This is a genomic window from Bacillus sp. 22-7 (assembly GCF_010628845.1).
GTDB lineage: Bacteria > Bacillota > Bacilli > Bacillales > Cytobacillaceae > Cytobacillus > Cytobacillus firmus_B.
Genome location: NZ_NJQY01000045.1, coordinates 10,026 through 16,478 on the forward strand (window position 1 = coordinate 10,026; position 6,453 = coordinate 16,478).

General features: G+C 42.3%; 6 protein-coding genes. 3 read left to right on the forward strand and 3 right to left on the reverse strand.

What is annotated here, in order from left to right; genetic code table 11:
- Window positions 1–128: 128 nt before the first annotated feature.
- The gene (locus CE058_RS23715) at window positions 129–809 is read right to left on the reverse strand and encodes a response regulator (RefSeq protein WP_163145242.1); all 681 of its coding nucleotides are present in this window, start codon (window positions 807–809) and stop codon (window positions 129–131) included.
- 197 nt (window positions 810–1,006) lie between these two features.
- On the opposite strand from CE058_RS23715, the gene CE058_RS23720 reads away from it, so the two are divergent.
- Entirely contained in the window at window positions 1,007–3,055 is a 2,049-nt protein-coding gene (locus tag CE058_RS23720) for a molybdopterin-containing oxidoreductase family protein (protein ID WP_163145243.1), read from the forward strand.
- A gap of 30 nt (window positions 3,056–3,085) precedes the next feature.
- Here CE058_RS23720 and CE058_RS23725 read toward each other — a convergent pair whose 3' ends face one another.
- Window positions 3,086–3,619 (reverse strand): P-loop NTPase family protein, encoded by a 534-nt coding sequence (locus CE058_RS23725; protein ID WP_163145244.1) that lies wholly within the window; start codon window positions 3,617–3,619, stop codon window positions 3,086–3,088.
- Between the two features lie 124 nt (window positions 3,620–3,743).
- Here CE058_RS23725 and CE058_RS23730 point away from each other — a divergent pair, with 124 nt between their 5' ends.
- Window positions 3,744–4,763 carry a DUF3231 family protein gene (locus tag CE058_RS23730; protein WP_163145245.1) on the forward strand — a complete coding sequence of 340 codons (1,020 nt, stop codon included), beginning with the start codon at window positions 3,744–3,746 and terminating at the stop codon, window positions 4,761–4,763.
- Between the two features lie 181 nt (window positions 4,764–4,944).
- Here CE058_RS23730 and CE058_RS25295 read toward each other — a convergent pair whose 3' ends face one another.
- Window positions 4,945–5,163, reverse strand: a complete 219-nt coding sequence (locus tag CE058_RS25295; RefSeq protein WP_353618164.1) for an NUDIX hydrolase — start codon at window positions 5,161–5,163, stop codon at window positions 4,945–4,947.
- A gap of 288 nt (window positions 5,164–5,451) precedes the next feature.
- On the opposite strand from CE058_RS25295, the gene CE058_RS23740 reads away from it, so the two are divergent.
- A complete protein-coding gene (locus CE058_RS23740) occupies window positions 5,452–6,312 on the forward strand; it encodes a YitT family protein (protein WP_163145246.1) in 861 nt (286 codons plus the stop codon).
- Window positions 6,313–6,453: the final 141 nt, after the last annotated feature.

A 6,453-nucleotide genomic window follows, 5' to 3' on the forward strand; every position in this document is an offset into this window, starting at 1 on the left:
GATTGAAGTTTCACTTTATCTTTTCTATTAACGTCAATGCTTACTCAATCTAAATTGAAGCACAACCATAAAAAGACATGCTCTGGAGAACATGCCTTTTTAATAAATTCAGCGCGCATTTTTAATTTCTAACCTATTCTAACCCAGCCTCTTTTAATCGCCAGTAATACTGCCTGAGTCCGATCATGTACCTTTATCTTTCTCAGAATGCTGCTGACATGATTTTTAACTGTCTTATCGCTTATAAAAAGAATCTTACTGATATCAGTATTGCTATTTCCATCTGCCAGCAGCTGCAGCACCTCACATTCGCGTCGGGTCAATATATGCAGCGGACGCTGATAACCTTGACTTGAGACATAATTGCTGACTGAATTTAATTCTGTAAGTCTCCTATATTCCTTAATAATATTTTTTGTAACCTTCGGATCCAGATAACTTCCGCCGCCGGCAACAACCCTGATTGCTTCGATCAGCCTATTTGCGCCAATATCTTTGATCAGGTATCCGGCAGCACCATTCTGCAGCACCCGGGTGACATAATGTTCATCATCATAAAAAGATAAAATAATGGTTTTGCTTTTCGATTTGTTTTCAATCAGCTTATCCGTTGCTTTGATGCCATTCATATTTGGCATATTGATATCCATAATTATGACATCCGGCTTAAAAACTTTATCAATGCTGAGAGCATCACGGCCATCTTCCCCTTCAGCAACTACTTCAATGCCCTCTTCCATTTCCAGTATTCGTTTAACCCCTTCTCTGTAAAGCTTATGATCATCTATAATCGCAATTTTCAGTACCATTTCCTGTTCACCTGCTCAGTTGTATTCTGAACCAAAAAGTCTTTAAACCCTATTTTACAAAAGTTTTTTCATATCACAGTTTCAATTATGAGGTTTGCTGTTTCAAATTAGAAATTTCCCTGCTGCTTCCTGACACCCAGCAAATAATCTGAATTTTATGGTATGATCGATTTACTATGAGGAAGGAGTATTCTGATATGAACTCTTATAGCAGTACCTTAAATGGTGTTTTTCCATCTGTCTGCTCCTTGGATTGCCCGGATCAATGCGGCCTTCTGGTACATAAAAAAGAAGGAAAAATCGTTAAGATTGAAGGAGACCCCAATCATCCTGTCACACAGGGGAATATATGCAACAAGGTCCGCAGCATGCCTGCAAGGATTTATGATCGGAATCGGCTCAAGTATCCAATGAAGCGTGCCGGAGTCAAAGGTGAAGGGCATTTTGTACAGATTGGATGGAAAGAAGCTATAGACACGATAACATCCAGATGGAAGGACCTAATTGCCGAAAACGGTCCTGAGAGCATCCTGCCATACAGTTTTTATGGTAATATGGGCAGATTAAGCGCAGAAGGAATGGACCGCCGTTTCTTCCATAAACTCGGAGCATCCCGTCTAGACAGGACGATTTGCCAATCTGCCGGTACAGCAGGATATGCGTACACAATGGGAGGCAGCTTTGGGATTGACCCGGAGGATACCATCCATTCAAAGCTCATTATTTTATGGGGCATTAATGCAGTCAGCACGAACATGCATCAAATGATTCTCGCCCAGAAAGCAAGGAAAAACGGTGCGAAAATCGTTGTAATTGATGTCCATAAAAACCAGACAGGGAAAATGGCCGACTGGTTTATACCCATTACACCCGGCACCGATACCGCTCTGGCACTTAGCATCATGCATGTTCTGTTTGCTGAAAATTTAGTGGATGAGGCTTTTCTGCAGGAGTTTACAGTTGGCCATCAGGAACTTCGCGAACATGTGAAGCAATATGACCCTGAAACAGCAGCCGGCATAACAGGTGTGCCGAAAGAGGATATTATCAAATTAGCCCGTATGTATGGAGAGACTTGCCCGGCTTTTATCCGGATCGGCAACGGGCCACAGCATCATGACAATGGAGGAATGTGCATCCGCACGATTTCCTGCCTGCCCGCACTTACTGGCCAGTGGCTCATAAAGGGCGGCGGTGCCATCAAGGGAAACTCCGGCTATCTTGCTTTTAATACTGGTGCCCTTCAAAGGCCTGATCTCCTGCACAAAAAGAATACACGCATTGTTAATATGAATCTGATCGGTTCTGCATTGCTTGAACTGGAAAAACCGATAAAATCCATGTATGTCTATGGAACCAACCCTGCAGTTGTGGCACCGGAAGGGAATAAAGTCCGGCAAGGGCTGCAAAGGGAGGATTTGTTCCTTGTTGTCCATGATCTGTTCTTAACCGAAACGGCTAAATATGCTGATATTGTGCTTCCGGCGTCTTCTTCTTTTGAAAATACGGATATATATTCATCCTATTGGCATCACTACATGCAGATTCAGGATCCAGTCATTGAACCTTACGGCGAGTCAAAGTCAAATGTGGAAGTGTTTCGGCTTCTTGCAGAAGGAATGGGCTATCATGATGCTGTATTTCATGAAACGGAAGAAGAAATGATTAATGCCGCATTGGATTTTCCAGCTAACCCTTTCATTGAAGAAATCAATGCTGAATCCCTAAAGAAAAACAAGTTTATCAAAGCGAGGGTAAAACCGCTGTTTCCCGGCAGGCTCCCCACGCCAAGCGGAAAAATTGAATTATATTCGCAGAGAATGAAAGATGATGGACATCCTCCTTTGCCTACCTATATACAGCTGAAGGAAGACGACACCTTCCCGTTTTTATTTGTGCCTGCACCCAATCATAACTTTTTGAATTCAACCTTTTCACATAATGAAAAACATGCAGCTATGGAGAAGGAGCCCCGCATTCACTTGAATAGTAAGGATGCGAAGAATGCTGGTATTGAGGATGGTGAGATAGTCCGCATTTGGAATGAGCGCGGAGAATGCGAACTCAAAGCGGCTGTTGGGGAGCTTGTCCTTCCAGGCACGGCAGTTTCTCAGGGAATCTGGGCAGATATTCCGGGAACCAAACATTTGGTCAATTCGCTGACACCGGACCGTCTTTCCGATATGGGCGGCGGTGCCGTGTTCTTTTCAGGCCGGGTAAACGTTTCGAAAATCATAATAGAATAACCCCTGCAAAAATGCAGGGGTTTTTGTATGCTATGAAGCATTGTTATTCTTAAAATTAAGATCATCTATGTATGAATCCATATCCGCTTTGTTCTTTAATACAACGACCTTTTTTCCTTCTGCAGCAAACCTGTCAAGCCGCTCAGCCATTTTCTTTTTACGGAGTTCGTATGTTGTCACAATGAATTTAATAAACTTCCAGTCCATTTTCTCCGTGCACCCGGCAGCCATATCTGGCCGGGTTTTGCCAAGATTGGTCACCCACCTTTTTAATACCCTGTACAGACATAGATACAGGGGAATTTCCAGATATATGACTGTATCACATGACGCTGCCCTGATTTCAAAAGTATTGCTGTAATTGCCTTCAATAATCCACTGCTTTTCTTTTACTATTTCACGCTGTGCATCCGAAAATTCCTGAAGCTCCCTTTCCACCCAGCCGGGCTTCCAGTATAAAACATCAAGATGATGTACCTCAATGCCTGTTTTCTCGCCCAATTTTCTGGCGAAGGTTGATTTTCCTGCGCCTGCTGAAATCCCAATCACCATAATTCTTTTCAAATAATCAGACTCCTTTCCAAAGCTGATCTTGACTCTTAATCCAGTCTTTACAAATAAGAATAAGAACCACATTACAGGAAAAAATATCAATCATAGTTATTAATCGTACGATGGAGGCAATCCAATGCAGAAGAATAAGACACGGCTCACAGCAGCTGAAATCGCATCCTTATGGACATCCTATATGAATGACAGCATGGCTAAGTGCATTTTAGGGTTTATGCTTAAAGATCTGAAGGACAAAGAAATTAAGGGAGCAGTCCAATACGCATATGATTTGACCGCCACCCATTTAAAAAAACTTGTCAGGTTTTTTCAGCAGAGTGAGCTGCCGGTGCCAAATGGTTTTTCTGATAACGATGTCATGATGGCTGCCCCATGGCTCTTTTCTGATATATTCTGTTTAACGTATATAAACCATATGGCCCGGACAGGTCTTATTTCCTATGGTGGCTTTCTCTCCATGAGTTCACGGGAAGACATATGTGACTATTTTACAAATGGGCTTCATGAAACATCCGTTCTATATAATAAGTCAACCCGGATTGCCCTTACTAAAGGCTTGCTGGCAAGGCACCCTTCTATTGTAACGCCCCCTGTGACTGAATATATAGATAGCAAGAGCTATTTAAGCGGGCTGAATCCGTTGTCAAATAAAAGACCATTAAATGCAATAGAAATATCACATCTATATATGAATGTCATGACCAATGCCATGGGGGTAAACTTAAGCCTCAGTTTTGCTCAGACCTCACCATTAAAAGAGGTTTCAGATTTTATGCTCAGAGGTGCGGAAATAGCTAATAAACATATTAAAATCTTTACAGATATTCTGCTGCAAAATGATATTCCAGCCCCCCGTCTGCCCGATGTCAGTGTCAGCAATTCGGTTACACAGACTTTTTCAGATAAGCTGATTATGTTCCATATGAGTTTAATCAGTGCAGCGGGAACCGGAAATTATGCTACAGCAGCAGCTGCCAGCCAGCGCAGCGATCTGGCAATGAATTATGAACGCTTGTCCATTGAAATTGCCAAATATGCCAAAACGGGAGCAGACATTATGATTAAAAATCATTGGATGGAAAAGCCGCCCGGCACAAAAGACCGAAAAAAGTTGGCTCAGAATAAAAAAGGATCATGATGGAAAAAGGAGCAGACCTGCTCTTTTTCCTTATGGTTCACCATATAACCTTTTCATTGCTGCTTTCAAAGCCTGAGCAAGTGTTTCATGCCATCCCCCGGAAAAATCAGCTATTTACAGAGGATCGACCAGCATCCTTTCTGATGACTCATTCCGGGCCTCAAAGTCGAGCATCCATTCTTTATTCATATGATAAAATACTTGAGCCTATTTTGGGATATACGCTTCTTTCAGTCCACAGCAGTTTTTCGATATGGTCCACGACATTATATCCCAATTGTGTGCACTGCCCTCCCACATAACCTTCTTCCATGACTTCTCTCTTAAAACAATGTTCGGGGCTTTCACCTTTTTCAATGTGTCCTCCGGGAATATCCCACCCCCGGTCCTGCAAATTCACTAATAAAACCTATCCTTCCAAAAAGCAATAACCATGGACGCTGGATATAAATTCTCTCTCAGGAGGAAATGCTGCCTCCTTCCAGGTTAATTTTATCCTTACTCCGCCCCAATCCACATAAACAGCAGTCATATATTTACTTCGCTTTTTTAATCCGATTAATTACATTCAACACAATTGTTTTTATTTCCTTTTTTTTGCAGTAAAGTAGTTCCTGCTTAAAGATTTTTCTTAACAAGTGCTATAATATGAAAGTATTTAATAAAGAAGGGCTTGATCATATTGGCAATGACAAAGAAAAAACGGGTAGTAAAAGAAATAAAACAGCTTATCATGATCACGATAGGTGCGATGATTGCAGCAGCAGGACTTGAGTTTTTCCTCGTTCCCAATAATATTCTAGATGGCGGGGTTATCGGTCTTTCGATTATCGCTGCTGAACTGACCGGGATGACCATGAGTATATTCCTGATTGTTCTAAACCTGCCATTTCTCTATATTGGCTTCCGTAAAATAGGAATGAAATTTACGATACATACGTTATATGGTGTTATAGTTTTATCTGCCAGTACCGCTTACCTGCACCATTTTGAGCCGGTAACCAATGATTTATTTTTAGCCACAGTCATTGGCGCTGTCATTCTCGGAACAGGGGTTGGCCTTGTGATCAGAACTGGCGGAGCTTTGGATGGATCAGAGATTATCGCCATTCTGGTCAGCAAGAAGCGTCCGGTATCTGTCGGCCAATTTATCATGATTGTCAACGTATTTATCTTTATACTTGCAGCTTTCCTCGTTTTCAGCTGGGAAACAGCCATGTACTCCATTATCACCTATTATATTGCTTACAAAATGATTGATATCGTTGTGGAAGGTATAGAAGAGCTGAAGTCGGTTACGATCATTTCTGATGTGCCTGAAGAAATCTCAGCCGAGCTCCAAAAGCAATTGGGACGCGGAATGACTTATATTCAGGGCCAGGGTGTTTTTACCGGAGAGCCTAAAAAGATAATCTATACAATTGTAACAAGGATTGAGTTATCAACGCTCCGTTCCATTGTGGAAGATATTGATCCCGGGGCATTAGTGGCTATTGAAAATATTGCCGATGTCAGCGGCAGCAATTTTGATAAAGGTACAGCGCACTAATAAGAAAAGCGCAAGCGCCTTGCCCACGAAGGAACGCAGACTAAGAACGCCACATCCTGGGGCAACGTCTGCATGACCCCCATCCTCCCAATAGCTGTCGCTTTCGGTCGTGCGAGTAGTATGCTGTCGAAGCCTTCCTTG

Excerpts from the sequence above, each read along its gene's own strand:
- CE058_RS23740 (WP_163145246.1), top strand. The coding sequence starts at position 5,452 with ATGACAAAGAAAAAACGGGTAGTAAAAGAAATAAAACAGCTTATCATG.
- CE058_RS23720 (WP_163145243.1), top strand. The coding sequence starts at position 1,007 with ATGAACTCTTATAGCAGTACCTTAAATGGTGTTTTTCCATCTGTCTGC.
- CE058_RS23715 (WP_163145242.1), bottom strand. The coding sequence starts at position 809 with ATGGTACTGAAAATTGCGATTATAGATGATCATAAGCTTTACAGAGAA.
- CE058_RS23730 (WP_163145245.1), top strand. The coding sequence starts at position 3,744 with ATGCAGAAGAATAAGACACGGCTCACAGCAGCTGAAATCGCATCCTTA.